The following is a 23,945-nucleotide window of genomic DNA, read 5'->3' as shown; positions in this document are numbered from 1 at the left end:
ATTTTCCGCATATTCAATCAATGGAACGAATATTCTGCCATGCCAACATATGATCGTACGGACCGTGAAATTGTCAGGCTACTTCGGCTCGACGGGCGCATGACGAATGCCAGGCTGGCAGAAGAGGTCGGACTGTCGCCTTCTGCCTGTTTGCGGCGTGTGAAGCTGATGGAAGAAGCCGGTATCATTCGTGGCTACACGGCCATCGTCGATTCCTCCAAGGCGGAAGCGATGATTGCTGTCATCATCAACATCACGCTGGAGCGGCAGACGGAAGAATATCTCGACCGCTTTGAAGCAGCGGTTCGAAAATACCCGGAAATCCGGGAGTGTTTTCTGATGACCGGCGGCGCTGACTATCTTCTGCGTGTCGAGGTCGCGACTGCGGGGGACTTTGAGCGCATTCACAAGGAGATACTCTCCGCGATGCCCGGCGTTCTGCGCATTCACTCAAGCTTCTCGATCCGCAATGTGCTGGCTTCTAGGCGGCGGTGATACCTCTGACATGAAGTTGTGCGGTTTGGTGAGGGTTTGTGGTGGAAGGCGCACCGTTGCACTAGTTTGCCTTCATGGGGAAGAAACCTGATTCGTTGCGTCGGCCGGCTGCGCCTTTGCCCAAGGTGCCTGCCTGGGCGATGCTGCGTGGAACGGACGCATCTGACATTGATGCCGCCTATGCTGCCGGGGCAGCTCTCACTGCCGTTGATCAACTGGTGCGAACCGATGCGATCTGGCTTGGTGCGTGGCGTCATCGCCTTGCGTTGAAGGCTGCGGCGCAAGCGTCAAGACTTGCCGGCCGCCGGGAAGAGGAGCCCGACCTGCGGGACGCCTGGCACCTGCGGCAAGCCAATGATGCGTTGGGGCCTGCCGGAGAAATCTTCCACGCCTGGCGACGGCTGGCAGCGCGCTCGAGCCCCCCTGACGCCCAATTGATGCAGAAGGTAACCGCACAATTGGGCATTTCCTGGCTTGCCGATTTCGGTGAGTTGGGAGAGAGGCTCACTGAATTGGTAGACTTCGGACTGCCGGCGCCGCTGGTTGCGGCCGATGCTGCCGAACTGGTCGTGAAGATCGACCCCAAAGCGGAATTGTTGGCGTGGTGGGTTGCAGATTGCGCATTGTCGATGCGGATGCGCTGGCCGGTCTATGTGCCGTTTTTTGCGACGCAGATCCATGCGCCAATGTTGCGTCTCGGTGAGGAGCGCCAGCGTGCCAGACCGGGCAGTGCGCAGTTCCGCCGCGCGCTTCTTGTTGCATCGGTGCTTGCTGGCGCTCACGCCTGCACGCTTGGAGAGGAGTTGGCGGCACAGGCTGAGAAACTGCTGTCGGCAGAACCGAAATTGCGTTCGAAATCGGCCCCCTTGGTGATCGCGCAGTTGCTGGGCGATGATTCCGTCTCCGGATCGCTCACCACCAGCACATTGTCACGCTGGGCCAGCAGGAGATTGTTTGACCGTCTGCTTCAGCTGGGCGCGGTGCGCGAATTGTCGGGTCGCGACACTTTCAGGCTCTATGGTCTATAGCCATGGCCAAACGTGCGCATATTCCGCAGTCGTCGCTGTTTGATACAGAACTGGCAGACCTTCCCGCGCAGTCACGATGGCGGGAGTGGATGAGCCGGGTCGAGGCCGTCCTGTTTGCTGCCGCCGAGCCGGTTTCGCTTGAAGTCCTGCGGCGGGTGGTCGGTCGTGACTGCAACCTTGATCTTCTGATCGACGATATCAGCGCCGAACTTGCGGCAAGGCCATACGAAATCGTCTTCGTTGGCGGTGGTTGGCAGTTTCGGACGCGACCGCGACATGCAGATGTGCTGCACGCTGCTGCGGCGCGCAAGAAGTCGGCAGCAAAGCTGAGCGCGACGGAAATGCTTGTGCTGGCGGCGATCGCCTATCACCAGCCGGTGACGCGCGCTGCATTGTCTGAAATCACCGGGCGCGATGTCAGCCGGGATATCATTGCCCAATTGCGGGACCAGGCTCTCATCGCGGCGGGTCCGCGTGCCCCGCGGCCGGGCGCACCGTACTCCTATGTCACCACCAGGCGTTTTCTGGAGTATTTCAGCCTCCAGACCCTTGGTGATCTTCCGGCGATCGAGATGATGGAGGATGCCGGCCTGCTGGACGAGCCCGGTCTGCGAAAAGACGATCCTGCTGCCATCCCGCGCATGGGCGACGACCCTGATCTCGACTGATCATTTTCAGAGCGGCAATTGGCTGGTGAGCTTGATGACCTTGAGGACAAGGTTCGTGCGCACATGCGCAATGCCCGGCAGCTTGAACATGAATTCCTCGAGAAACATGTTGTAGGCTTCCTTGTCGCGGCACACCACGCGCAAATGGTAGTCAGCCTCGCCCGTCGTTGAAAAGCACTCGACCACTTCCGGTCGCGAGGCGACTTTTTCGATGAAGGCTTCGACGGGCGTGAGTTCGTGGCGTGCGAGGCTGACATGGACGATTGCCTCGAACTGGAACCCCGCCTTTGCGGTGTCCAGAACCGCCGGATATTCGACGATGACACCGTTTTCCTCGAACGTCTTGATCCTGCGCCAGCAGGCTGACGCCGACATGCCGACGCTCTCCGCAAGCTCCTGATTGGAGATTTGAGAGTTTCTTTGAAGTTGCCGGAGAAGCCGCTTGTCTGCTTCCGTGATGTCCATGGAAAAGATCCGTATTGAATGAAATTGCCACAATAATGCATCTTTTCGGAATGAATCTCCATATGAACTCGAAATATCGGGAATTCTGGTGAGTTTCGCCGGCGAGGCTGACGTAATCTGAACGGACCTGAACAGACGAGGGAGGTTCGTCATGCTTCACGTCGCAAAGAGCCCTGACCTGGCGGATTATCGGCTGGAGGATCGCTACACGCTGGGCGAGGGGCGTGTATTTCTCACTGGCACACAGGCGCTCGTGCGCGCGGTTCTGGATCAGGCGCGTCGCGATCGCTCAAGCGGGTTGAACACGGCGGGTTTCGTGTCGGGTTATCGCGGCTCGCCGCTTGGCTCCGTCGATCTGGAGATGTGGCGCGCGTCAGCCTTGCTGCGCGAGAACAACATCGAATTCTTGCCGGCGGTCAATGAAGATCTGGCAGCCACGGCCGTGCTGGGATCCCAGCAGGTCGAGACCAACCCGGACCGGACGGTGGAGGCTGTTTTCGGTCTCTGGTACGGCAAGGGACCGGGGGTCGACCGGGCCGGGGATGCATTGAAGCATGGCAATGCCTATGGCTCATCTGCGCATGGCGGCGTGCTGGTCGTCGCGGGCGACGATCACGGCTGCGTCTCATCCTCCATGTCTCACCAGTCCGATGTTGCGTTCATGGCCTGGCTCATGCCGACGCTGAGCCCGTCGTCAGTCGCGGAATATCTGCCCTTTGCCGAATTTGGCTACGCATTGTCGCGATATTCGGGGATGTGGATTGGTTTCAAGGCGATTTCCGAGGCGGTGGAATCGGGTGCCTCGGTGAAATTGTCTGCGCCGCGCCAATTCCTCCCGCCAGATTTCACGCCACCGCCCGGCGGATTGCACTATCGCTGGCCGGACCTTCCGGGGCCGCAGATCGAAGAGCGGCTTGAAGCCAAGAAACACGCAGTGCGGGCTTTCGTCGAGGCAAACCCGATTGATCGCAAGATCTACGATCTGCCCGATGCAAGCTATGGCATCGTCACCACCGGAAAGGCTCATCTCGATACGATGGAGGCGCTGCGCCTGCTTGGCCTGGACGAGCGCGAGTGCCGCCGCATCGGCCTTGATATCTACAAGGTCGGCATGGTCTGGCCACTTGCCCGCCGCGATGCGCTCAATTTCGTGCGGGAGAAAGTCGAGGTTCTGGTCGTTGAAGAGAAGCGCGGCATCGTTGAAAGCCAGCTGAAAGAATATTTTTACGACTATCCCGGCCACAAGCCGCGGGTGATGGTCGGCAAGAATGATGAGGCGGGTCAGCGTCTGGTGCCCTGGACGGGCGAATTGTCGCCCCGCTTGCTCGCACCGCTGATCGCGAAAAGGTTGGCACGCCTATTCCCGCAGCTCGATCTGCCAGCGCGCGTGCACGCACTCTTTCCTGATGCTGAACGTCTCATCCAGATTCCCGGCGCGACGCGTACCCCGTATTTTTGTTCTGGCTGTCCGCATAATACGTCGACCAAGGTTCCAGAAGGATCCAAGGCGCTGGCCGGCATCGGTTGCCATTTCATGGCGAGCTGGATGGATCGGGAGACAAGCTCTCTGATCCAGATGGGCGGCGAGGGGGTGAATTGGGCTGCGTCCTCACTTTTCACCGGGCGTGGCCATATTTTCCAGAATCTCGGCGAAGGCACGTGGTATCATTCCGGCTCGATGGCGATCCGCCAGGCGGTCGCGGCCCGAACCAACATAACCTACAAGATTCTCTATAATGACGCGGTGGCGATGACCGGCGGCCAGCCGGTCGACGGACCGGTCAGCGTGCAGGCGATCGCACATGCGGTGCGGGCCGAGGGCGTCGAACGGATTGCGCTCGTTTCAGACGAACCGTCCAAATTCTCGCTTGCGGATTTTCCAGCGGGCACAACGCTCAATCGCCGCGATGATCTGGATGCGGTCCAGCGCGAGTTGCGCGATGTCGCGGGTGTTTCTGTGCTCATCTATGAGCAGACTTGCGCAACGGAGAAGCGTCGTCGACGCAAGCGTGGCACGCTCGAGGATCCGGGCCGTTTTGCGGTCATCAACGATCTGGTCTGCGAGGGGTGCGGCGACTGTTCGGTGGAATCCAATTGTCTTTCGGTCGAGCCGAAGGAAACACCTTTCGGGCGCAAGCGGCAGATCAACTTGTCGAGCTGCAACAAGGACTTTTCTTGCCTGAACGGTTTTTGCCCCTCCTTCGTCACCGTGGAGGGGGCTACGCGTCGCAAGAAAGAGACGCCGACAGCGGCCTTGATCGAACATGCGCGCCAGCTGCCAACGATCCCCTTCAGGGATCTGGAAAGGCCCTACGATCTTCTCGTCACGGGCGTCGGCGGCACCGGCGTCATCACCGTTGGTGCCGTCATTGCAATGGCAGCGCATCTGGAAGGCAAGGGCGTCTCGGTTCTCGACTTTACCGGCTTTGCGCAGAAATTTGGCCCGGTTCTGAGCTATCTGCGGATCGGTGCATCGCCTGACGACATCAATCAGGTGCGTATTGATGAAGGCTCCGCCGATGCCCTGATCGGCTGTGATCTGGTGGTATCCTCTTCCCCCAAGGCATCCTCTGCATATCGGTCAGGCACGAGATGTGTCGTCAATACGGCGGAAATGCCCACGGGTGATCTCGTGCGGCATCGCGATGCCGAGCTTGCCGCGCCGCGGCGCCTCGCGGCCATTGGGCGGGTTGTCGGCGAGCGCGATCTGCAGACACTTGACGCAAATGCACTGTCGGAGCTGCATTTTGGCGATGCCGTCTATGCCAACATGATCATGCTTGGCTTTGCGTGGCAGGCGGGACTGGTGCCTGTCTCGCTCGACGCTCTTCACCGAGCTGTGCAGCTCAATGGGGTGGAAATCGAAAAGAATCTGGCTGCTCTGGCGGTCGGGCGTCTGACGCATGAAAGAGAAATCGGAGGCGAGGCGGATGTGTCCGCAGCGCCTGAAACGCTTGACGAGGTCATCGCGCGGAGAGAGGCGTTTCTGGTCGACTATCAGAACAAGGCGTGGGCCGCACGCTATCGGCGCGCGGTCGACAGGGTGCGCATTGCGGAAAGCGCCTACGGAACGGAAATCGTGACGGATGCCGTGGCCCGTTCGCTCTTCAAGCTGATGTCCTACAAGGATGAATATGAAGTCGCGCGCCTGCATACGCAAACCGGCTTTCACGACGAGCTGAAGCAAAAGTTCGAAGGCGATTTCCGCGTGCGCTACCACCTTGCGCCGCCGCTTCTGTCTGCGGGACAAGATGCAAGAGGACGTCCGCGCAAGCGCGAATTCGGGAGCTGGATCCGCACGCCGTTTCATGTTCTGGCGCGGATGAAGCGACTGCGAGGAACCGCGCTTGACGTCTTCGGCTACACCGCAGAGCGGCGCATGGAGCGGGGCTTGATTGCTTGGTACGAAGGATTGATCGAAGAGATATTGTCGAAGCTGGACATTCAGGATCGTGGCAAACTTGCCGCTATTGCGAACGCGCCGATGCAGATCCGTGGCTATGGTCCGGTGAAGGAGGAAGCGGTTCGCAAAGTGCAGGCCGAAGTTGCGGCGCGTCTGGAAGAGCTCGATTGGGTAAGGGTTACAGCCGCTGCGTGACGCGAACCTTGCCGCTGGTCAGATCGGCGATGAACTGATCCACTTCCACCAGATGCCCTTCATGAACCAATAGATCGAGGGTTGCGCCATTGCCGGTAAATGCCTGATCGATGATCTCGACCGTTGAAAGGGCGGCAAGTCGCGACTGGACGAGTGCAAGATCGCTGAAGCCGCACTCGGCAAAGGCGCTGACTCGGGCGATCAGAGGTTCAGTCTCGGCTTCTCGCAGACATTGAGCGGCGGTGCCCCCATAGGCGCGGATCAGGCCGCCGCTGCCAAGCAGGACGCCGCCGAACCAGCGGGTTACAACGACAGCGACCGCATCCAGCGATTGCCCGTCGATGGCTTGCAAGATTGGCTTGCCGGCGGTTCCGCTTGGTTCACCATCGTCATTGAAACGATAATTCTGCCCGATACGCCAGGCCCAGCAATTGTGGTTGGCTGACGGGTCCGAATGCGAGGCAATGAAGGCTTTCGCTTCCGCCTCGGTGGATACCGCGCCCGCGACAGCAACGAAACGGCTCTTCTTGATTTCCTGTCGAGCGGTTTCGACGTTGATGAGAGTTCTGAGCGCGACCATGCCGTCGTTTACCACGTCCCGGCGCAGTGCCAAGTCTGTGCCCGTTCGTCTCGCAATGTGGTCACCAGAAATAAGCTTCGGACGGCGGTTTTCCGCTTGCATCAAGTGTCAGCCCGGCTTTCGTCCCTGCCCATCCATGATGAGGAACACTGGCCGTGTGGTGCCGTCCAAATTTAGTTTAAGAATAAAATATTATTCGTGCGTCCGTACTTGATGTGCAATAGAAAGGTAAGGCGGCCAATCTGCTGCCGCATTGCCACCGATGTCTGAGGATGACCAATATGTCTGCGATGCTTGACCTTGCCGCGATTGATGCCCGTGACGCGAGTGACCCGCTGCGGCCGTTCCGCCAGCGCTTCATGCTCCCGGAGGGGACAATCTATCTCGACGGCAATTCGCTTGGCGCAGCATCGCCATCGGTGCTTGCCGAACTTGAGCATGCCGCCAAAGTGGAATGGGCGGACGACTTGATCCGAAGCTGGAACACTGCGGGCTGGTTCGACTTGCCGGTCGTGCTTGGCGATCGGATCGGACGGCTGGTAGGAGCGGCGGCAGGTCAGGTGGTGGTTGCGGACACGACATCGATCAATGTCTACAAGGCGCTTCATGCAGCGCTCAGCCTGCGGCCGGACCGCAAGGTGATCGTTGCGGAAAGCAGCAGCTTCCCGACCGATCTGTACATGGCTGAAGGTGTCGTTTCGACCATGCCCGGCGCGTCCCTGCGTCTGGAAGAGGCGGGTGGGCCCGCACTGGAAGAGCTTATCGACCAAAGCGTCGCCGTCGTCCTCGTCAATCATGTGAACTACAAGACCGGCAAGTTACGCGACATGGCGGCGGTGACGCGGCGCGCGCACGAGGCCGGTGCGCTTGTCGTGTGGGATCTTTGTCATACGGCCGGAGCGATGCCGATTGCTCTCGATTCTGCCCAGGCGGATTTCGCTGTCGGCTGTACCTACAAATATCTGAATGGCGGTCCCGGTGCTCCCGCGTTCATCTATGTCGCTCAACGCCATCTCGGCAAGGCCACCCAGCCTCTGAGCGGATGGTGGGCGCATGCACGCCCCTTCGCGATGGAGCCGGGCTTTGCGCCGGACGCCGGCATCCGCCGCTTCCAGTGCGGCACCCAGTGCATCCTGTCGATGCGTGCGCTGAAGGGGGCTCTAGATATCTGGGAAGATGTCGATCTTGAAGCCGTCCGCAAAAAGAGCGTGGAACTGACTGAATTGTTCATCCAGCTTGTCGAGGAAAAATGTGCCGGGCTTGGGCTGACACTGGAAAGTCCTCGCGACAGCGACTGTCGCGGCAGCCAGGTTGCGTTTCGACATGCCAACGCGTTTGAAGTGATGCAGGCGCTGATCGATCGCAAGGTGATCGGTGATTTCCGCGCGCCCTCGACCCTGCGTTTCGGGTTCACACCGCTCTACATTGGATATCGTGATGTCTGGGACGCTGCTTCAGTTCTGGCGGACGTGCTGCGTACCGAGGTCTGGAAGGACCCGCGCTATGCAGTGCGGACTGCGGTCACCTGACGGTGCGGTAACAAAAAGCTGATCCAGTCACGGCCGCCGCTTGGGCGGCCGTTGCTTTTGTTGGTTAATATTTTGCTGATGACAAAAGGTTAACAGAGTGCTTACCTAAGGTTACTTCGGGGTTAAATCTGGGGCGGTAGTAACCGGCGTGACATGGTTCAGCGTGGGGCTGTTTCTGGTATCTCTGCTATTCATCCTTTTGTTCGCGCTGGTGATGGTGCGACAAGGCTGAGCGCGGCACCAGATTTCCGCGTAACGCATCAGTCAGGTCTTTCGCTCGTCCTTTTGGCAGATGTTCCTCTTGTCCCAGAGTTCAGCCACAGCTTCAGGTTGAGATTGGCGCTGAAGCGGATGCTGGATATTGCGGTCAGCCTCTGCGCCTTGCTGCTGCTGGCGCCGTTTTTTCTTTTCATCATGGTGCGCATCAAAGCGGAAAGCGCAGGTCCGGCCCTGTTTTGGCAATGGCGTGAGGGGCTGCGTGGACGGCCGTTTGAAGTGGCCAAATTCCGCTCGATGTATGCGTGCTTTTCAGATCATGGCGGGCGCCAGCAGGCCACTGCGGATGATTTTCGCGTCACGCCGCTTGGTCGCGGATTGCGCCGCAGAAGTATCGATGAATTGCCGCAGCTGCTCTGTGTCTTGAAGGGGGAAATGTCGCTTGTCGGACCACGGCCGCATGCTTTCGGGATGCTGGCGGGCGGCGTGAGTTACGACCAGCTCGTGCCTTACTACAGCAAACGCCATCGCCTGATGAAACCCGGAATAACCGGCTGGGCACAGGTCAATGGCCTGCGGGGGCGCACTGACGATGCGCGCCTGGCGCATATGCGCATCGATCATGACATGGCCTATATCCAGAATTTCTCGCTATGGCTGGACCTGGTCATCCTCGCTCGTACGGTTCGACAGGAGATCCTGTCGGGTTCCGGGATCTGATGATGTCGGGCGGATTGCGCATTGCGATTGTCGGCACGGGATATGTCGGCCTGGTCAGCGGTGTGTGCCTTGCCGAGATGGGGCACTTTGTGACCTGCGTTGATCAAGATGCAGCACGAATTGCATTGCTTGGTGACGGGATCATTCCGATCCATGAGCCGGGTCTTGGCCTGCTTGCCGCGAAAAACAGGGTGGCAGGCCGCTTGCAGTTCTCCAAAGATCTTGCCGGTTCGGTGGCGAACGCCGATGTGGTGTTCATCGCGGTGGGGGACTCCATCGCGTCGTGGCGACGGACATGCCGATCTGGCTTACGTCTATCGTGCTGCTGAGATGATCGCCGCCGCGTTGCGTGGCTTTACCGTCATCGTGACCAAATCGACAGTGCCTGTCGGAACAGGCGATGAGGTCGAGCGCATCGTCGCGCGGGTCAATCCGGGCGCAGAGTTTTGCGTTGTGTCCAATCCCGAATTTCTGCGGGAGGGCGCAGCAGTCGAAGACTTCAGACACCCGGACCGGATCGTGATTGGGGCGGAGGACATGCGCGCGCGCGTGGTGATGGACAAGGTCTACGCGCCGCTTCAGTTGCGCGACGAGCAGGTCTTGTTCACGGGGCGGCGCACCGCCGAGGTGATCAAATGCGCGTCGAACGCATATCTGGCGATGAAGGTCAGCTTCATCAACGAGATTGCCGATCTGTGCGAGAAGGCCGGTGGGGATGTTCTGGATGTAGCCAAAGCTATTGGCCTCGACCCTCGGATCGGCCCGGATTATCTGGAGCCGGGGCCGGGTTTCGGGGGCAGTTGCCTGCCGAAGGATACGCTCGCGCTGTTGAAGACTGCGCAGGACCATGATGTGTCGTTGCGGCTCGTCGAGGCGACGGTTGCGGTAAACGAAGCGCGAAAGCGTGCGATGGGACGGCGGGTGATTGCGGCCTGTGGCGGGTCGGTCCGTGGCAAGACGATTGCCGTGCTGGGACTGACGTTCAAGGCCGGCACCGATGATATGCGTGAAGCACCCTCACTGGCGATCATCCGGACATTACTGGATTTCGGGGCGCGCGTTCGCGTTTACGATCCGGTGGGCATGCCCTCTGCCCGAAAACTTGTCAGCGATGTCGAATTCGCCGCAGATGCCTACGCCGCGGTGAGAGATTCTGACTGTGCGGTGGTGGTGACGGGATGGAACGAGTTCCGTTTGCTCGATCTCGCGCGCCTTGGAGCATCGATGCGCAGCGCCCTACTCGTCGATTTGCGCAACCTTTTTGCCGCCGAAGAGGCGGAGCGGGCGGGATTTGTCTATTCGGGCATCGGGCGTGGTCTTCCGGCAAAAGAACGGCGACAGCTGGACGCGGCCGAATGAGGTTCCTGGTGACCGGGGCGGCGGGCTTCATTGGATTTCATCTGGCGCGCCGCCTGCTCGACGACGGCCATGCCGTTCTCGGCGTTGACGGCATGACGGACTACTATGATGTGGGCCTGAAGCGCCGCCGAAATGCAATGTTGCAGGCCTATGATCGCTACGAGTTTGCGCCGGTGATGTTGCAGGACCGTCCAGAGCTGGAGGCTTTGGTTGCCGCATTCGCTCCGGAGGTTATCTTTCATCTGGCGGCGCAGGCTGGTGTGCGACACAGCCTTGCTCATCCAGATACCTATGTTTCAGCGAACATTCTGGGCACGCATCAACTGTTGGAAATTGCGCGCAAATATCGACCTCAACACCTTTTACTGGCCTCCACTTCGTCCATTTACGGCGGAAATGAAGTCTTTCCTTTCGAAGAAGGGCAACGAAGCGACTTCCCCTTGTCGATCTATGCTGCAACCAAGAAAGCATGTGAGGGGATGAGCCATGCCTATGCTCATCTGTGGGAAATTCCGACGACCTGCATCCGCTTCTTCACCGTTTACGGCCCATGGGGACGCCCGGACATGGCGTTGTACCGGTTCGTTGACGCGGCTGTGCGCGGTCGTACGGTGGAGATTTACGGCATGGGAGGGATGCTGCGTGAAGTGACTTATGTGGGCGACCTTGTCGAGGCGATGACGCGCCTCGTGTCGGTTGTGCCGCGTGCCGGCGCCCCGATGTCCTCACATGGTGTGGTGGATTCGCTGTCGCCGGTGGCACCGTGGCGTGCCGTCAATATTGCCGGTGGAAATCAAGTGAGCGTCCTGGAGATGGTCGACACGGTGGAGCGTCTGACCAGATGCAACATCACTAGACGCTTTCGTTCCGATCATCTTGGCGAAGCGGTTGAAACGCGGGCGTGCTCGAGATTGTTGCACGCACTCACGGGGATCATGCCTGCAACCGGCTTTGAGGAAATCGTGCGCGAATTTGTCAGCTGGTACCATGATGAGGGATATCGGTGGGCACGCAATGCAGTGCCCACCGTTCCGGAGACATGCTGAACTCAGACGAGACCGACAATATGCGCTGCGGTGGTGCCGGTCGCCAATAGCCGACAGGCTCGAAGCGGCAATATTGTCCCGCTGGCCACGCCTTCAAGCGTAACTGTCGTGCCGGAGGCGAGCGTTACGGACAGGCTGCCAGAGCCACCGACATAGATGGCCCGCGTCATTTCTGGCAGATCGGCATCGTCGTCGGGGATGATCTCAAACCCGTCGATCACCGGCGATTCCAGGCCTCTCGCGAATGTCGTGTAGCGGTCATGCATGGCTTTGCTTCCCATAATATCTCAATTCGGCTCAAGCCTAAGTGAGTTGCGGCACAGGTGGATGAAACCAGCTGTGCCGCGGGGAAGAGACGCTTTGCGTTTGCAACTGCGTAGAAACGCGAATCCAAATGCACTACTCGGCGGAAATAACATCCGTTGGGGCGTCGCGACGACCCATCAGGATTTCTCGCTTGCCGACATGGTTTGGTGCGCCAACGAGGCCTTCCTGCTCCATGCGCTCGACCAGCGACGCAGCCCTGTTGTAGCCGACGCCGAGGCGACGCTGGATGTAGGAGGTGGAGCACTTCTTGTCGCGCATGACGACTTTCACCGCTTCCTCGAACAGGCCGTCGCCCTCTTCAGCGCCCATGGAGCTTTTGTCGAAAACCGGGCTTTCGTCGATCTCCTGGACCTCTTCCTCCTCATCGGCGGTGACGTTATCGAGATATTCCGGGCGTCCCTGGGTTTTCAGGAAAGCCACGACCTGCTCGACTTCTTCGTCAGAGACGAAGGGGCCGTGGACGCGTGCAATCCTGCCGCCGCCAGCCGTGTGCAGCATGTCGCCCTGACCCAGCAATTGCTCAGCGCCCTGTTCGCCCAGGATGGTGCGGCTGTCGATCTTGGAAGTGACCGCGAAAGAGATGCGCGTCGGGAAATTGGCCTTGATCGTGCCGGTGATCACGTCGACCGAGGGCCGCTGCGTCGCCATGATCAGGTGGATGCCCGCCGCGCGTGCCATCTGCGCCAGACGCTGGATCGCCCCTTCGATCTCTTTTCCGGCCACCATCATCAGGTCAGCCATCTCGTCGACGATGATGACGATATACGGCATCGGCGACAGGTCGATCTCCTGTTCCTCGAAGGTCGGCTGGCCAGTCGAGCGATCGAAGCCGGTCTCGACCTGCATCACGACCGTTTCGCCCTTCTCACGCGCTGCCGCAGCGCGCTGGTTGTAACCGTCGATGTTGCGCACGCCGAGCCTTGCCATCTTGCGATAGCGGTCTTCCATTTCCCGGACGGCCCATTTGAGCGCTGTTACCGCCTTCTTCGGGTCGGTCACGACCGGGGTGAGAAGGTGTGGAATGCCATCATAGATCGACAATTCTAGCATCTTCGGATCGACCATGATCAGGCGGCACTCTTCCGGCTTCAGCCGATAGAGCAGTGACAGAATCATCGTGTTGATCGCGACGGATTTGCCCGAGCCGGTGGTACCGGCAACCAGCAGATGCGGCATCTTGGCGAGTTCCGCGATGACCGACTCGCCACCGATGGTCTTGCCGAGGCAAAGCGCCAATTTGTAGTTGCTGTCGCGATAGCCGTCAGATTCGATCAGTTCGCGGAAATAGACTGTTTCACGCGTCTCGTTGGGCAGCTCGATGCCGATCACATTGCGACCGGGCACCACGGCGACACGCGCCGAAATGGCCGACATTGAACGCGCGATGTCATCCGCCAGATTGATGACCCGGCTGGATTTGACGCCGGGTGCAGGCTCGAATTCGTAGAGCGTCACCACCGGTCCGGGCCGAACGTGGATGATTTCTCCACGCACGCCGAAATCTTCCAGAACGCCTTCGAGCAGGTCGGCATTCTGCTCCAGTCGCTCCTGCGACATGTAGAAGCCCTGGCTTTCCGGTGGAAGTTGAAGAAACTCCGCCGTGGGCAACTCATAGCAATCGGAGGAAGCAAGCGGCAGTGGCGCTGTCATCGGCAAGGATGGCGCCCGCAGAACGGGTGGGGTGACGTCAATTCGACGGCCCGACGCGGACGGCGACGTCGCGGTCGCTTCAACGGCTGGCGCGGAGGGCGCCTCTGCAACTTGCGGCGCTGCAACGTCCTGCGTCGCCTCTGCCTCGACGGGCTTTTCTTCACTCGGAGCGGCAAAGGGCACCTGAGCGGCGGCGCATTCGATGATCCGGTAGAGTGTCGTTATGTCGACCGGCTGCGGAGCCGGTTTCGCTGCGATCGCCTCTACCGGCGAAGCGACGACCGCTTCCGGCTTGATGTTGGCAGCGGGAGCAATCGGTGTCTGCACGCGAGGCGCGGGCTCGACGCCGTCAAGAATGCCAGGACCGAATTCGAAGAAGGCATGGTCGGACAGGTGGCTCCATTTCCCGATCCGCACAGGCTGCTTGACCTGTTCTGGCGTAGCGACAACGGGTGCCGCAATCACCGGTGCGACGGGACGGACCGGTGCTGGCCGCACGCTTTGCAGCTGCGGAGCCGTCACGGTCGCAGTTGCCGGAACAGTCGGGCGCGCGATGGGGGCTGCAACCGGCGTGATCTTCGGTGCGATCGGCGTTGGTGCGGCCAGGGCTTCGGGGCTTGGCACTGTGTTTGCGGGAGCAGCCGGCGCGGCTGTGATTGCCGGTGTCTGGGGCTTTGCAGGCGGGGTCGCAGGACGTTCGTCCTCACCACGCTGCTTGCGGATATCGGCTTCCGGTGTGCGCGTAAACCGTACATTCGGAGCCATATAGAAATGGTTCTGCCACGCAGGCCGATTCGCTTCGTCATCGTCTGCTGGCGCGCGGGCAGCGGCCTGGGGGGCAGGGCGTGCGAGTGCCGCCTCGGCAGCTCTCACCGCCTCAAGATAGCTGCGCACGGAATGGTCACTACCATGACGGGTGAGAGGCTTCTGCTCTGGTGCAGACGTGTCCGAACCATGATCCTGGGAAGCAGTGCCCTGAAAATTTGTCTGGGAGAGACGCGTGGATGACATACTCAAGACTCACAAATTGACGACCACCCAGCAATAGGAAGCGTTGGTTAACAGGTCCTTCAAATGCGAGACGATGGTAAGTGATTATCCACCATGCCGGGCTGATGCCATGAGATATGCGGCTCTTTCGACACAGGGGCAGCTGGCCGTGTCAGCCGGATCGAAGGCTCTGATTCGACGCTCGCCGCGCGCAGCGCCGGCAAGCGCCGCGATTCGAGGTCATCGGAAAATCGAACCGGAAATCCGTGGCTTAGCCTGTTCACTTTTTATTAATGCCGTCCCTTTGGGGCGTTCGAGGCTGGGTCTGTTAACTACTTGTTAACCATTTCACCCCTAAAGCTGGACAACCAAAAATTAACAAAGATGACCGAAGTGTTAAGTCAACCCCGGCCGATCCGTCTGAAGGGTCGCTCATTCCTTGCCCTGTCACTCACCCCGGAATTGCCCTTCAACGAGTGGCTTGCAGGACTGGATGATCTGGCAGCGCGCTCTGCTGGTTTCTTTCTGCGCAAGCCGGCCGTTCTGAATCTCGAGGGACTGAACATCGACCGTGCGCAACTGCGCGGGTTGGTGGACGAACTGTCAAAGCGCAACGTTCGGATCATGGGCCTGGAAGGCGCAAGGGCATCCTTGCTCGATGCCGATTTGCCGCCTGCGATGTTCGATGGCCGGCCGGCCGCCGATTTCGAAGCGCCAGCGGTGAAGGAAGGGCAGGAGCCTGCTGCCGCGACGGTCGACGAGACGCCCGTGGCAGTCGAACGCGGACAGCCCGTCCCGTCGATGGTTGTGACGCAGCCGGTGCGGTCGGGCCAGTCGCTGATCTTTACGGAGGGCGACGTGACCGTTGTCGGGTCGGTCGCTTCCGGGGCGGAGATCGTGGCGGGCGGTTCGATCCACGTCTATGGCACGCTTCGCGGACGGGTTATGGCGGGCACGATGGGGAATTCTTCGGCCCGGATTTTCTGCAGCAAGCTCGAAGCCGAGCTGATTGCAATCGACGGTTTTTACAAGACTGCTGAGGACCTGGACCCAGGGCTGCGGGGGCGCGCAGTGCAGATGTGGCTTGAGGGCGACAAGATTGAAGCGGAACAACTTGGCTGAGCCGGGCTCACGCGCGCAAACACAGGAGAGAAAGATGGGCAAGGTACTTGTAGTCACATCGGGCAAAGGCGGCGTGGGCAAGACCACGTCCAGCGCCGCTTTGGGAGCTGCTCTGGCGCAGGGCGGTGCCAAGGTGGTCGTCGTCGACTTTGACGTTGGCTTGCGCAACCTTGATCTGGTCATGGGCGCAGAGCGCAGGGTCGTTTACGATCTTGTCAACGTGATCAAGGGCGAGGCCAAGCTGACGCAGGCCCTGATCCGGGACAAGCGTCTCGAGAACCTCTACCTGCTGCCGGCGTCGCAGACGCGCGACAAGGACAATCTCACCGAAGAAGGTGTCGAGACAGTCATCACGGCGCTCAAGAAGGCGTTTGACTGGGTCATCTGCGACAGCCCTGCCGGCATCGAGCGCGGCGCGACCCTTGCCATGCGTCATGCCGATGTTGCGATTGTCGTCACCAATCCGGAAGTCTCTTCGGTCCGTGACTCCGACCGGATCATCGGGTTGCTGGATTCCAAGACGTTGAAGGCGGAAGCCGGCGCGGAAATGGAAAAGCACCTGCTTCTGACCCGTTACGATCCTGCGCGTGCCGATCGTGGCGACATGCTGAAGGTCGATGACGTCCTCGAAATCCTTTCGATCCCGCTTCTGGGGATCATTCCGGAAAGCATGGATGTGCTGCGCGCGTCAAACCTTGGGGCGCCGGTGACATTGGCCGATGGTCAGAGCGCGCCTGCAAAGGCATATTTCGACGCGGCGCGTCGCCTCAACGGCGAAACCGTTTCGGTGTCAGTTCCAGGGGAAAAGCGGGGCTTCTTTGGCAAGCTTTTCGGGAGGAAAGCGGCATGAGCATCTTCCGTTTCTTTACCAGAACACCATCGGCACCCGCAGCGCGCGAGCGCTTGCAGGTTCTGCTCGCCCATGAGCGTACCAATGGTGACGAATCCGATCTCGTGACGGCATTGCGCGACGAGATCATGGCGGTCATCGCCAAGCACATGCAAATCGACAGGGAGAAAGTCAGCGTCAAGATGGAACGCGGGGCTCAGGTCTCCACCCTCGCTGTCGATATCGAGATTCCATTTGATGGAAAAAAGCGGGCCGCCTGACAGCGCCCACCGACAATGCGGTCGAAGAAAGAAAGGAAGGTCTCAATGAGCCGACTCACACTCCTCGAACGTCTCAAGGAACTGCAGCAGACGCCGACCCATAGCCAGCGCGACATCACGACCGTGAGTGCGATGCTGTCTACCGCGGCTCTGGCAAAGCATGTGGAAGTATGCGAGGGCGCCGTTCGCGCCGCCGCAGCCAGGCAAGCAGGTGAAATCGGGCGATAGCTCCGGAAGCGTTCTCTCGTCTCGATCAGGACGCGGTTGTTCGCGGATCGGGTGCTTGTCTTCCGCCTGCGACGATCATGATGTGCTCACCACGGCGTATTCTGCCGTGGTGGCGCAGCGAAGTGAAACCGTCAGGTGTTGCGTTTCGACGCAACCGGCGACGTCGCCATCACGTCTGGCTTCTGTCCGATCTGTAATGCAGGCATTCCCATGCCGAGCGGATCGGGCGTTTCTTTCCGAACCTACACCATCTGACTGACCGCCCGAACGGGAGGCGCATCATCGCAATTTTGCGCTGGCCAAAAAAAGCCCGGCGTTCGATGGCCGGGCTTTCTTCGTCAGATTCGCAATCCGATCAGAACTCGAGCGCGCGGTCGCCGTTCTCGTCCTTGATGCGGGTCGGCAGGCCGATCTTGTTCAGAAGGCCAAGGAAAGGCTGCGCCGGCAGCTCTTCGACGTTGGCCATCTTCTTGACGTCCCACTCGCCGGTTGCAATCAGCATCGCAGCAGCGACGGCCGGGACGCCGGCAGTGTAGGAGATGCCCTGCGAGCCGACTTCCTCGAACGCTTCCTTGTGATCCGCCACGTTGTAGATGAAGACTTCGCGTTCCTTGCCGTCCTTCACGCCCTTCACCAGATCGCCGATGCAGGTCTTGCCGGTATAGTCTGGCGCGAGCGAACCCGGATCGGGCAGCACCGCCTTGACCACTTTCAGCGGGATGACTTCCTGGCCTTCCGCCGTCAGGACCGGCTGCTCGGACAACAGGCCGAGATTTTTCAGAACGGTGAAGACGTTGATGTAGTGATCGCCGAAGCCCATCCAGAAGCGCACGGTCGGAACCTTGAGGATGTGCGACAGCGAATGCACTTCGTCATGGCCGGTCAGGTAGGCCTTGCGCTTGCCGACGACGGGTAGGTCCCATTCCTTGCCAACCTCGAACATCTTGTTGGAGGTCCATTCATTGTTCTGCCACGTCCAGACCTGACCGGTAAATTCGCGGAAATTGATTTCCGGGTCGAAGTTGGTGGCAAAATAGCGGCCATGATCGCCGGCGTTGATATCGACGATGTCGATGGACTCGATCTTGTCGAAATATTCGTCATAGGCGAGCTTGGCATAGGCATTGACGACGCCCGGATCGAAGCCGGCGCCGAGAATGGCGGTGACGCCTGCCTTCTCGCATTCCTCGCGGCGCTTCCACTCGTAGTTCGCGTACCATGGCGGCGTCTCGCAGATCTTCATCGGATCTTCGTGGATCGCCGTGTCGATATAGGCCGCACCGGTTTCGATGCAGGCCGACATCACCGACATGTTGAGAAACGGCGAGCCGACATTGATGACGATCTGCGCGCCGGTCTTGGTGATCAGCGCCTTGGTTGCTTCCACATCCATCGCGTCGAGCGCATGAGCTTCGAGCTTGCCATCGACCTTGAGCGCATTCTTCTCACGGACGGAAGCGACGATTGCCTCGCACTTCTCAAGCGTACGCGACGCGATAGTGATATCGCCGAGCACGTCGTTGTTCTGTGCGCATTTATGCGCGACGACCTGCGCCACACCGCCGGCGCCGATGATGAGGACATTCTTTTTCATTCCGTGGGGATACTCCGTGTCTGTGATGATGGGATGAAACTCAGGAAAGGCTGCTTTCATAGTCGTCGTAACCGAACTCGCGAACCGTGCGGATCGATCCATCAAGTTCGCGAATGGCGATGGCGGGCATCGCGACGCCGTTGAACCAGTTCTTCTTGACCATGGTGTAGCCGGCGGTGTCCTGCACCGAGATGCGGTCGCCGACTTTCAGCGGTTCGGGGAAGCGGAAGGTGCCGAAAATATCGCCGGCGAGGCACGACTTGCCGCAGATCATGATTTCATGGTCGCCGGAATTGGGCAGGATCCGCGCGTTCTCGCGGTAGATCAGCAGGTCCAGCAGATGCGCTTCGATTGACGAGTCGACGACCGCAAGATGCTTGCCGTTGAACAGCGTGTCGAGGACCGTCACTTCCAGCGTCGTCGAATTGGTGATCGAAGCCTCACCCGGCTCCAGATAGACCTGTACGCCGAATTTTTGCGAAAACGCCTTCAGGCGGGCGCAGAAATCGTCGATCGGGTAATTGTCGCCGGTAAAATGGATGCCGCCGCCAAGGCTCACCCATTCGGCGCGCTTGAGCAATTCACCGAAACGCTCTTCGATCTGGCTGAGCATGCGGTCGAACAGCGCAAAATCCGAATTCTCGCAGTTGTTGTGGATCATGAAACCGCTGATCTGGTCCATCACCGGCAGCACCTTTTCCTGATCCCATTCGCCGAGGCGGCTGAAGGGGCGGGCAGGGTCGGCAAGATCGAAGGTCGAGGAGCTGACGCCCGGATTGAGGCGCAGGCCACGCACGATGCCGGACGCATTGTCCCCGAAACGTTCAAGCTGCTGGATCGAGTTGAAGATGATCTTGTCGGCGTAGGACACCGCCTCGTCGATTTCATGGTCGGCCCAGGCAACGGAATAGGCATGCGTTTCCTTGCCGAAGCGCTGGCGACCGAGGCGGACCTCGTTCAGCGACGACGATGTGGTTCCGTCCATGTGCTCGCGCATCAGGTCGAACACCGACCATGTCGCAAAACATTTCAGCGCCAGCAACGCCTTGGCACCGGATTTTTCGCGGACCTGATCGATCTTGCGCATATTGTCGAGCAGCTTGCTCTTGTCGATGAGATAGTAGGGCGTGCGCAGTTCGTTGTGCTGAGACATCGTTGTACCGTGGTTACTGCAGGCCGTGGCCGGCGATAGAGAACAAATCAGTGTTTCGTCGAGCCGATCATGCTCGCAAGCGATGTAAAGCTGATGGCAATTAAAGCGTCATCCTCACAAGGGGATGACAATCAGGCTTCCGCCGAAGTCATCAGCACTTGCGTGCCGTACCGTTTTCGACGTCTGGTGAATGGCGGCATTGTCACGCGCATCAGAACACCCGCGCGGTGATCGCGCGTACGGAAATTGACATCACGTGCCCATAGGGGCCGTGTGCCTGAATGATCTTCCGTTTGGGTGGCGTCCAGTACGACTGGGCCCATCCCCAATTGGAAGAGGCCGTCGCACATCATGGCGTCCTCCCCAACCAGCAGATGAAACCTGCATCAGTAACACAGGCTGGCCTTATACCATCCCGCTCAGGAACCTCAACACCCGCAACATCGTTTTCGTATCGCCAATTTCGCCCTTGGCGGTCGGCAGAAGGCTGGTCGCGTGCATCGGCAAAACGATCTGCTTTTTTGCAGATGGTATCACCGCGGCGTAATCCCCTGATCCAAAAGATGTGATCCATTTGGGCTATCACGTTTGTGTCACGCTCTGAGTGTTAGGGTCGATCGAATACTAAACGATTTATTACCAAGAGGGGTCGGGGCAACGATCTAGACGTGTAAAGTGGGAGTAGTCGCATGAGCGTAGAAGGAGGCGTCCGGGGGGGCATCCAGAGCGAAGGGCGGACATTAAAGGTACTGATTGTGGTGTCAAAAAGCGGGACGCTTTATCAAAGTCTCGCAAACACGCTTGAAGAACGGCTGCGGGGATGCATCGCGCAAGTGCGTGAAAATTCGCGCGGCACAGCCGAAATAGAACCAGACGTTCAACTGGTGCTGTTTCATGAAATGGCGGAAGTCGACGCTCGCGATGAGATCGAAGCGTACCGCGCTGCAAACCCCGAAATCGCGATAGGACTGCTTGTCGACGATTGTGAGTCGATTACCAGCCGCTGCAATGATCTGTTTGCCACCCAGAAGATCCAGGGGATTTTGCCGCTTACCCTCAAGCTGGATATTTGGCTTGCTGCGGTGTCGCTTTTGATCAGTGGAGGCGAATACTATCCGGTCAGCACTCGCAGGCCTTCGCCCGAAGCCTCGGTTTTCAACAGTAACGCCGAGAGCCTGACGCTCTCCGACCATGCGCCTGACAGCGAGTGCCAAGCCTATCTTTCGCTCCTGACTGCTCGGGAACGTGAGACGCTGGAGTTGCTGTCCGAGGGTTATCAAAACAAGCTGATCGCGCACAAAATGGCACTTTCCGAACACACCGTGAAAGTGCATGTGCACAATCTTTTGGCGAAACTGCGTGTCAGCAACCGAACGCAGGCAGCCGCAACCCTGCGTCGGGGAGGGCGATCGCCGTCGCTGCTTCCATCCGGCAACAGGTCACATCTCGCCGCGCCATAAAGGTCGGCTGCTGAGACAGGCTGCGATGCAGTTGAGGGGAAATCCCGACTGACACAATAGACAGCGCTCGTTGCGTAACCGGAAAACTTCGCAACGAGCGCTGCCGTCGCGGCCCAATGTGGCGCTCATCAGGGGAGCAGGCCAATGGATTGATCCATCGCAGCCATGGCTGCGATGGCATATCCGCATTTGTGGCCAGTGCAGCCCTCGCATCGGACATCAGGACGTCTCGAGAGAGCAATGAGTCAGGCTGTCTTCGTCTCGATTGAAGCTGCCATTGAGGGTGGGGTGAGGGGTAGGCATGATCTGTTCTCATGTTGAGTTAAGAAATGAAAATGTTTCACTTGAAGGAACCACTTTGCAAAACGCAGAGAAGATCAAGTATTGTTGGAATTTGTTTCCTGAATTTCACAAAACAAGGTATAGTGGAGAACTAATTATCTACTCGAACGTTTATAGGAGAGGCTGGGGGCAGCGCTGAGTTGGTGACAAGGCATGACAGAGATTGAAGTCGCTCCAGTTGGTGAACGGGTCATCTTCTCGACTTTGGGAGTTTGCAGCGTTGAGGTTCATGGAGGAGTCGCGTCAGCCATTCCATCCAATCTTTTTCGCACGGCAACCTTCATCCTGCTGTCTGGAAATAACGTGACTATTTCCCGGCAACGTCTGGCAGCGCTTTTCTGGCCGGATGCGCATCACGAACAGGCAGCCGCCAATCTGCGCCAGAGCCTTGCTCGTATCCGCCGCTTTCAGGATGAGCATCGATTTCGCCTTGTGGAAGCGAGTTTCACCCTGGTCCGTCTCGATGTGAGCGGTATTGAGTGGGATCTGTATGAGTTGCTCAAGGCGCTCTCCCGGGAGGGGGAGGTGGCGCTTGCAGATGTTTGCAGGCTCTACAATGGAGACCTGCTCGCAGACATTCCGGAATCAGGCGCGGAATTTGAGGATTGGCTGACCGAACAACGGGTTCTTCTGCGCGAAAGTGTCATTGCCAAGCTTGCAGAATCTCTTGGTGCTGGCGGAACATTGTCTTCGCAGCTGCGGAGCAAATGCGCGCGCAAGCTGCTGTCGATTGACCCCGGCAACGAACAGGCTTTCCAGACCTTGATGAGGGAAGCGGCCGATAATGGCGATTACGCCCGATTGCGTCAGATCTACGCCAAATGCGAGCAATATCTGATGAAGGAGTTTGGCGTGGCGATCTCGCACAAGACACGGTCTCTCTACGCGCAATTGCTGGCGGATCAGGCGCGTTCGTGATCGAGGCGACGTAGCGCTGGCCCGATCCAGTGCTGCTGCTTCCAATCCTGCGGCGGCAGCTCGCTGGCGCGTCAGAAGCCTTGTTTTCCAGATCCCGACCGACCGATCCGCATGTCTTTCACCGGGAGAGCCCATCGCGATCGTAAGGGTTTGTTAACTACGAATGCTGTTAGGCAAGAGGGCAGCTACCGTAGTTGAAACGCCATGATTCGGGAATTTTCCTACAACACATCGCCCAGTCTTTTCGGTTTGTCGCCTGCTGGGGCCAAGCCGTCTTCCGTGAAGGCTCAGACCGGGCTAGAAGTTGAGTCGGGGGCCGAAACTGATTTGCGGGGATGGCCAAGACCGATGCCGACGCGATCTGACATATCCATTTGCCGCGCTTTCGCCGGAAAAGTGATAGCGTTGGCGGCTGCTGGTTTGCTACTGACCGCCTGTGCCCAACCGGTCGCCAAGCTTGAGCGATCGTCGCTGTCGTTGGAAACAGATGCACAGGATGCGCTTGCGCTACCGCCTCCCGGTGGACCGTCTGTCGTCAGTGTCGTTGAACGCCGCTTCGCCAACGCAATCCAGCAGGACATCATCCTGTCCACGGTCGCCACCACAGCAGGCCAAAACACGTTGCGGGTTCAGTTTTTCGGGCCGGTCGGTGCGGATGGTGGCGAGACGACGCTTGCCGATCTGCAGCCCACAGAGGGATCGATCGCGCGCGAGATGCGCCGCGTTCTGCCGGGCATCGCAATGGCCCGCTCACCGCTTTTTGCACAAAACAGTTACGGCCCGTTCGGCTATGCCACCGGCAGGAGCGGTACGAACGATCTTTGTCTCTACGCGTGGCAGCGCATCGCACCGATGCGTACCGAGGGCACGTTCCGCGCGCGGGGCTCGGTACAGGTCAGGCTGCGTCTGTGCCAGACAAACGCGACGGAGGAAGGGCTTCTCGCGATCATGTATGGCTATACGATCAACGCGGCGATGGGCGGCTATGGCTGGAACCCTTATGGCGTGTTGCCGGCGGCCGATTCGCGCCTTGGCATGACAGGCCAGCCGATCCATCCATATGGCCTCGCCGGTTCGGCGGTGCTTTCCGCATCGTCCCCCGTTGAGGTTCTGCCAACGGCAAGGCCGGCTGTCCCGCGCCCGACTGTGGCTTCAGCGCCGGAAGTGCGCGTGGCTCCGCCACCTGTTCCCGCTAACGCGCCGATCGTCCCGTTGCCACCTTCTTCTGCCGCATCATCTTCACAGGCGACACCGGTTGTGCCGCCGCCACCGTCGGACTGAGAGCGAGAGGGCGTACGAGATATTTACCAGCCGTTCAGGTTTGAGTGACTTAGGCCATTAGCCAGA

At 59.3% G+C, this 23,945-nt stretch carries 20 protein-coding genes and 1 pseudogene; 15 read left to right on the top strand and 6 right to left on the bottom strand.

The annotated features are described in order from the left end of the window. Positions 1-39: 39 nt before the first annotated feature. The 3 genes from BMZ42_RS02270 (at position 40) to scpB (ending at position 2,191) form a co-directional block, all read left to right on the top strand. A complete protein-coding gene (locus BMZ42_RS02270) occupies positions 40-495 on the top strand; it encodes an Lrp/AsnC family transcriptional regulator (RefSeq protein ID WP_091518431.1) in 456 nt (151 codons plus the stop codon). A 140-nt stretch (positions 496-635) separates the two neighbouring features. Continuing rightward, positions 636-1,523: a DUF1403 family protein gene (locus tag BMZ42_RS02265; RefSeq protein WP_244523122.1), complete on the top strand. Its 888-nt coding sequence runs from the start codon at positions 636-638 to the stop codon at positions 1,521-1,523. A gap of 2 nt (positions 1,524-1,525) precedes the next feature. Beyond that, positions 1,526-2,191: an SMC-Scp complex subunit ScpB gene (gene scpB / locus BMZ42_RS02260; protein WP_091518074.1), complete on the top strand. Its 666-nt coding sequence runs from the start codon at positions 1,526-1,528 to the stop codon at positions 2,189-2,191. Between the two features lie 6 nt (positions 2,192-2,197). Here scpB and BMZ42_RS02255 read toward each other — a convergent pair whose 3' ends face one another. Continuing rightward, positions 2,198-2,656, bottom strand: coding sequence for an Lrp/AsnC family transcriptional regulator (locus BMZ42_RS02255; protein ID WP_091518070.1), 459 nt, complete (start codon positions 2,654-2,656; stop codon positions 2,198-2,200). Between the two features lie 151 nt (positions 2,657-2,807). Between BMZ42_RS02255 and BMZ42_RS02250 the strand changes: the two genes are divergently transcribed. Beyond that, positions 2,808-6,254: an indolepyruvate ferredoxin oxidoreductase family protein gene (locus BMZ42_RS02250; protein WP_091518068.1), complete on the top strand. Its 3,447-nt coding sequence runs from the start codon at positions 2,808-2,810 to the stop codon at positions 6,252-6,254. Here BMZ42_RS02250 and BMZ42_RS02245 read toward each other — a convergent pair. Beyond that, a complete protein-coding gene (locus tag BMZ42_RS02245; RefSeq protein WP_091518428.1) occupies positions 6,238-6,834 on the bottom strand; it encodes an IMPACT family protein in 597 nt (198 codons plus the stop codon). The genes BMZ42_RS02250 and BMZ42_RS02245 overlap by 17 nt on opposite strands. 281 nt (positions 6,835-7,115) lie before the next feature. Here BMZ42_RS02245 and kynU point away from each other — a divergent pair, with 281 nt between their 5' ends. The 4 genes and pseudogenes from kynU (at position 7,116) to BMZ42_RS02225 (ending at position 11,704) form a co-directional block, all read left to right on the top strand. Beyond that, positions 7,116-8,363 (top strand): kynureninase, encoded by a 1,248-nt coding sequence (gene kynU / locus BMZ42_RS02240; protein ID WP_091518065.1) that lies wholly within the window; start codon positions 7,116-7,118, stop codon positions 8,361-8,363. 351 nt (positions 8,364-8,714) lie between these two features. Further along, entirely contained in the window at positions 8,715-9,299 is a 585-nt protein-coding gene (locus BMZ42_RS02235) for a sugar transferase (protein ID WP_175556607.1), read from the top strand. 14 nt (positions 9,300-9,313) lie between these two features. Beyond that, positions 9,314-10,658 (top strand): annotated as a pseudogene (locus tag BMZ42_RS02230) (UDP-glucose dehydrogenase family protein). Further along, a complete protein-coding gene (locus BMZ42_RS02225; protein WP_091518061.1) occupies positions 10,655-11,704 on the top strand; it encodes an NAD-dependent epimerase/dehydratase family protein in 1,050 nt (349 codons plus the stop codon). Before BMZ42_RS02230 ends, BMZ42_RS02225 begins: the two are co-directional and overlap by 4 nt. Positions 11,705-11,706: 2 nt before the next feature. Here the strand turns inward: BMZ42_RS02225 and BMZ42_RS02220 are convergent, their stop codons facing one another. Both BMZ42_RS02220 and BMZ42_RS02215 read right to left on the bottom strand, forming a co-directional pair. After that, positions 11,707-11,970: a spike base protein, RCAP_Rcc01079 family gene (locus BMZ42_RS02220; RefSeq protein ID WP_091518425.1), complete on the bottom strand. Its 264-nt coding sequence runs from the start codon at positions 11,968-11,970 to the stop codon at positions 11,707-11,709. 133 nt (positions 11,971-12,103) lie between these two features. Next, on the bottom strand, positions 12,104-14,692 hold the full coding sequence (locus tag BMZ42_RS02215; protein ID WP_091518060.1) for a DNA translocase FtsK: 2,589 nt from the start codon (positions 14,690-14,692) through the stop codon (positions 12,104-12,106). 363 nt (positions 14,693-15,055) lie between these two features. On the opposite strand from BMZ42_RS02215, the gene minC reads away from it, so the two are divergent. The 4 genes from minC to BMZ42_RS02195 are packed head-to-tail and all read left to right on the top strand — an operon-like array spanning position 15,056 to position 17,131. Further along, the gene (gene minC / locus BMZ42_RS02210) at positions 15,056-15,793 is read left to right on the top strand and encodes a septum site-determining protein MinC (RefSeq protein ID WP_091518057.1); all 738 of its coding nucleotides are present in this window, start codon (positions 15,056-15,058) and stop codon (positions 15,791-15,793) included. A gap of 34 nt (positions 15,794-15,827) precedes the next feature. Continuing rightward, positions 15,828-16,643 carry a septum site-determining protein MinD gene (minD, locus tag BMZ42_RS02205; RefSeq protein ID WP_091518055.1) on the top strand — a complete coding sequence of 272 codons (816 nt, stop codon included), beginning with the start codon at positions 15,828-15,830 and terminating at the stop codon, positions 16,641-16,643. Next, a complete protein-coding gene (minE, locus tag BMZ42_RS02200; protein WP_091518052.1) occupies positions 16,640-16,903 on the top strand; it encodes a cell division topological specificity factor MinE in 264 nt (87 codons plus the stop codon). The genes minD and minE overlap by 4 nt, the downstream gene beginning before the upstream one ends. A gap of 45 nt (positions 16,904-16,948) precedes the next feature. Continuing rightward, positions 16,949-17,131, top strand: a complete 183-nt coding sequence (locus BMZ42_RS02195) for a hypothetical protein (protein ID WP_091518424.1) — start codon at positions 16,949-16,951, stop codon at positions 17,129-17,131. 355 nt (positions 17,132-17,486) lie between these two features. On the opposite strand, the gene BMZ42_RS02190 is transcribed toward BMZ42_RS02195, so the two are convergent. Together BMZ42_RS02190 and BMZ42_RS02185 are read right to left on the bottom strand one after the other, a co-directional pair. Further along, positions 17,487-18,725 carry a saccharopine dehydrogenase family protein gene (locus tag BMZ42_RS02190; protein WP_091518050.1) on the bottom strand — a complete coding sequence of 413 codons (1,239 nt, stop codon included), beginning with the start codon at positions 18,723-18,725 and terminating at the stop codon, positions 17,487-17,489. A 40-nt stretch (positions 18,726-18,765) separates the two neighbouring features. Continuing rightward, the gene (locus BMZ42_RS02185; protein ID WP_091518048.1) at positions 18,766-19,878 is read right to left on the bottom strand and encodes a carboxynorspermidine decarboxylase; all 1,113 of its coding nucleotides are present in this window, start codon (positions 19,876-19,878) and stop codon (positions 18,766-18,768) included. Positions 19,879-20,567: 689 nt separating this feature from the next. On the opposite strand from BMZ42_RS02185, the gene BMZ42_RS02175 reads away from it, so the two are divergent. The 3 genes from BMZ42_RS02175 to bcsN all read left to right on the top strand — a co-directional run bounded on the left by BMZ42_RS02175 (position 20,568) and on the right by bcsN (position 23,879). Then, positions 20,568-21,338 (top strand): helix-turn-helix transcriptional regulator, encoded by a 771-nt coding sequence (locus BMZ42_RS02175; protein WP_091518043.1) that lies wholly within the window; start codon positions 20,568-20,570, stop codon positions 21,336-21,338. A gap of 495 nt (positions 21,339-21,833) precedes the next feature. Next, positions 21,834-22,598, top strand: a complete 765-nt coding sequence (locus tag BMZ42_RS02170) for an AfsR/SARP family transcriptional regulator (RefSeq protein WP_091518040.1) — start codon at positions 21,834-21,836, stop codon at positions 22,596-22,598. Between the two features lie 405 nt (positions 22,599-23,003). Then, positions 23,004-23,879, top strand: a complete 876-nt coding sequence (bcsN, locus tag BMZ42_RS02165; RefSeq protein WP_175556606.1) for a cellulose biosynthesis protein BcsN — start codon at positions 23,004-23,006, stop codon at positions 23,877-23,879. The last annotated feature ends 66 nt before the right edge of the window (positions 23,880-23,945 follow it).

The organism is Aquamicrobium aerolatum DSM 21857 (genome assembly GCF_900113935.1).
GTDB classification, from domain to species: Bacteria; Pseudomonadota; Alphaproteobacteria; order Rhizobiales; family Rhizobiaceae; genus Aerobium; species Aerobium aerolatum.
This window is presented reverse-complemented; position numbering and strand designations above follow the sequence as displayed.

What these genes read in the sequence shown, in the direction of transcription:
- BMZ42_RS02270 (WP_091518431.1), top strand. Translation starts at nt 40, where the DNA reads ATGCCAACATATGATCGTACGGACCGTGAAATTGTCAGGCTACTTCGG.
- BMZ42_RS02265 (WP_244523122.1), top strand. Translation starts at nt 636, where the DNA reads ATGCTGCGTGGAACGGACGCATCTGACATTGATGCCGCCTATGCTGCC.
- scpB (WP_091518074.1), top strand. Translation starts at nt 1,526, where the DNA reads ATGGCCAAACGTGCGCATATTCCGCAGTCGTCGCTGTTTGATACAGAA.
- BMZ42_RS02255 (WP_091518070.1), bottom strand. Translation starts at nt 2,656, where the DNA reads ATGGACATCACGGAAGCAGACAAGCGGCTTCTCCGGCAACTTCAAAGA.
- BMZ42_RS02250 (WP_091518068.1), top strand. Translation starts at nt 2,808, where the DNA reads ATGCTTCACGTCGCAAAGAGCCCTGACCTGGCGGATTATCGGCTGGAG.
- BMZ42_RS02245 (WP_091518428.1), bottom strand. Translation starts at nt 6,834, where the DNA reads ATGGTCGCGCTCAGAACTCTCATCAACGTCGAAACCGCTCGACAGGAA.
- kynU (WP_091518065.1), top strand. Translation starts at nt 7,116, where the DNA reads ATGTCTGCGATGCTTGACCTTGCCGCGATTGATGCCCGTGACGCGAGT.
- BMZ42_RS02235 (WP_175556607.1), top strand. Translation starts at nt 8,715, where the DNA reads ATGCTGGATATTGCGGTCAGCCTCTGCGCCTTGCTGCTGCTGGCGCCG.
- BMZ42_RS02225 (WP_091518061.1), top strand. Translation starts at nt 10,655, where the DNA reads ATGAGGTTCCTGGTGACCGGGGCGGCGGGCTTCATTGGATTTCATCTG.
- BMZ42_RS02220 (WP_091518425.1), bottom strand. Translation starts at nt 11,970, where the DNA reads ATGCATGACCGCTACACGACATTCGCGAGAGGCCTGGAATCGCCGGTG.
- BMZ42_RS02215 (WP_091518060.1), bottom strand. Translation starts at nt 14,692, where the DNA reads ATGTCATCCACGCGTCTCTCCCAGACAAATTTTCAGGGCACTGCTTCC.
- minC (WP_091518057.1), top strand. Translation starts at nt 15,056, where the DNA reads ATGACCGAAGTGTTAAGTCAACCCCGGCCGATCCGTCTGAAGGGTCGC.
- minD (WP_091518055.1), top strand. Translation starts at nt 15,828, where the DNA reads ATGGGCAAGGTACTTGTAGTCACATCGGGCAAAGGCGGCGTGGGCAAG.
- minE (WP_091518052.1), top strand. Translation starts at nt 16,640, where the DNA reads ATGAGCATCTTCCGTTTCTTTACCAGAACACCATCGGCACCCGCAGCG.
- BMZ42_RS02195 (WP_091518424.1), top strand. Translation starts at nt 16,949, where the DNA reads ATGAGCCGACTCACACTCCTCGAACGTCTCAAGGAACTGCAGCAGACG.
- BMZ42_RS02190 (WP_091518050.1), bottom strand. Translation starts at nt 18,725, where the DNA reads ATGAAAAAGAATGTCCTCATCATCGGCGCCGGCGGTGTGGCGCAGGTC.
- BMZ42_RS02185 (WP_091518048.1), bottom strand. Translation starts at nt 19,878, where the DNA reads ATGTCTCAGCACAACGAACTGCGCACGCCCTACTATCTCATCGACAAG.
- BMZ42_RS02175 (WP_091518043.1), top strand. Translation starts at nt 20,568, where the DNA reads ATGAGCGTAGAAGGAGGCGTCCGGGGGGGCATCCAGAGCGAAGGGCGG.
- BMZ42_RS02170 (WP_091518040.1), top strand. Translation starts at nt 21,834, where the DNA reads ATGACAGAGATTGAAGTCGCTCCAGTTGGTGAACGGGTCATCTTCTCG.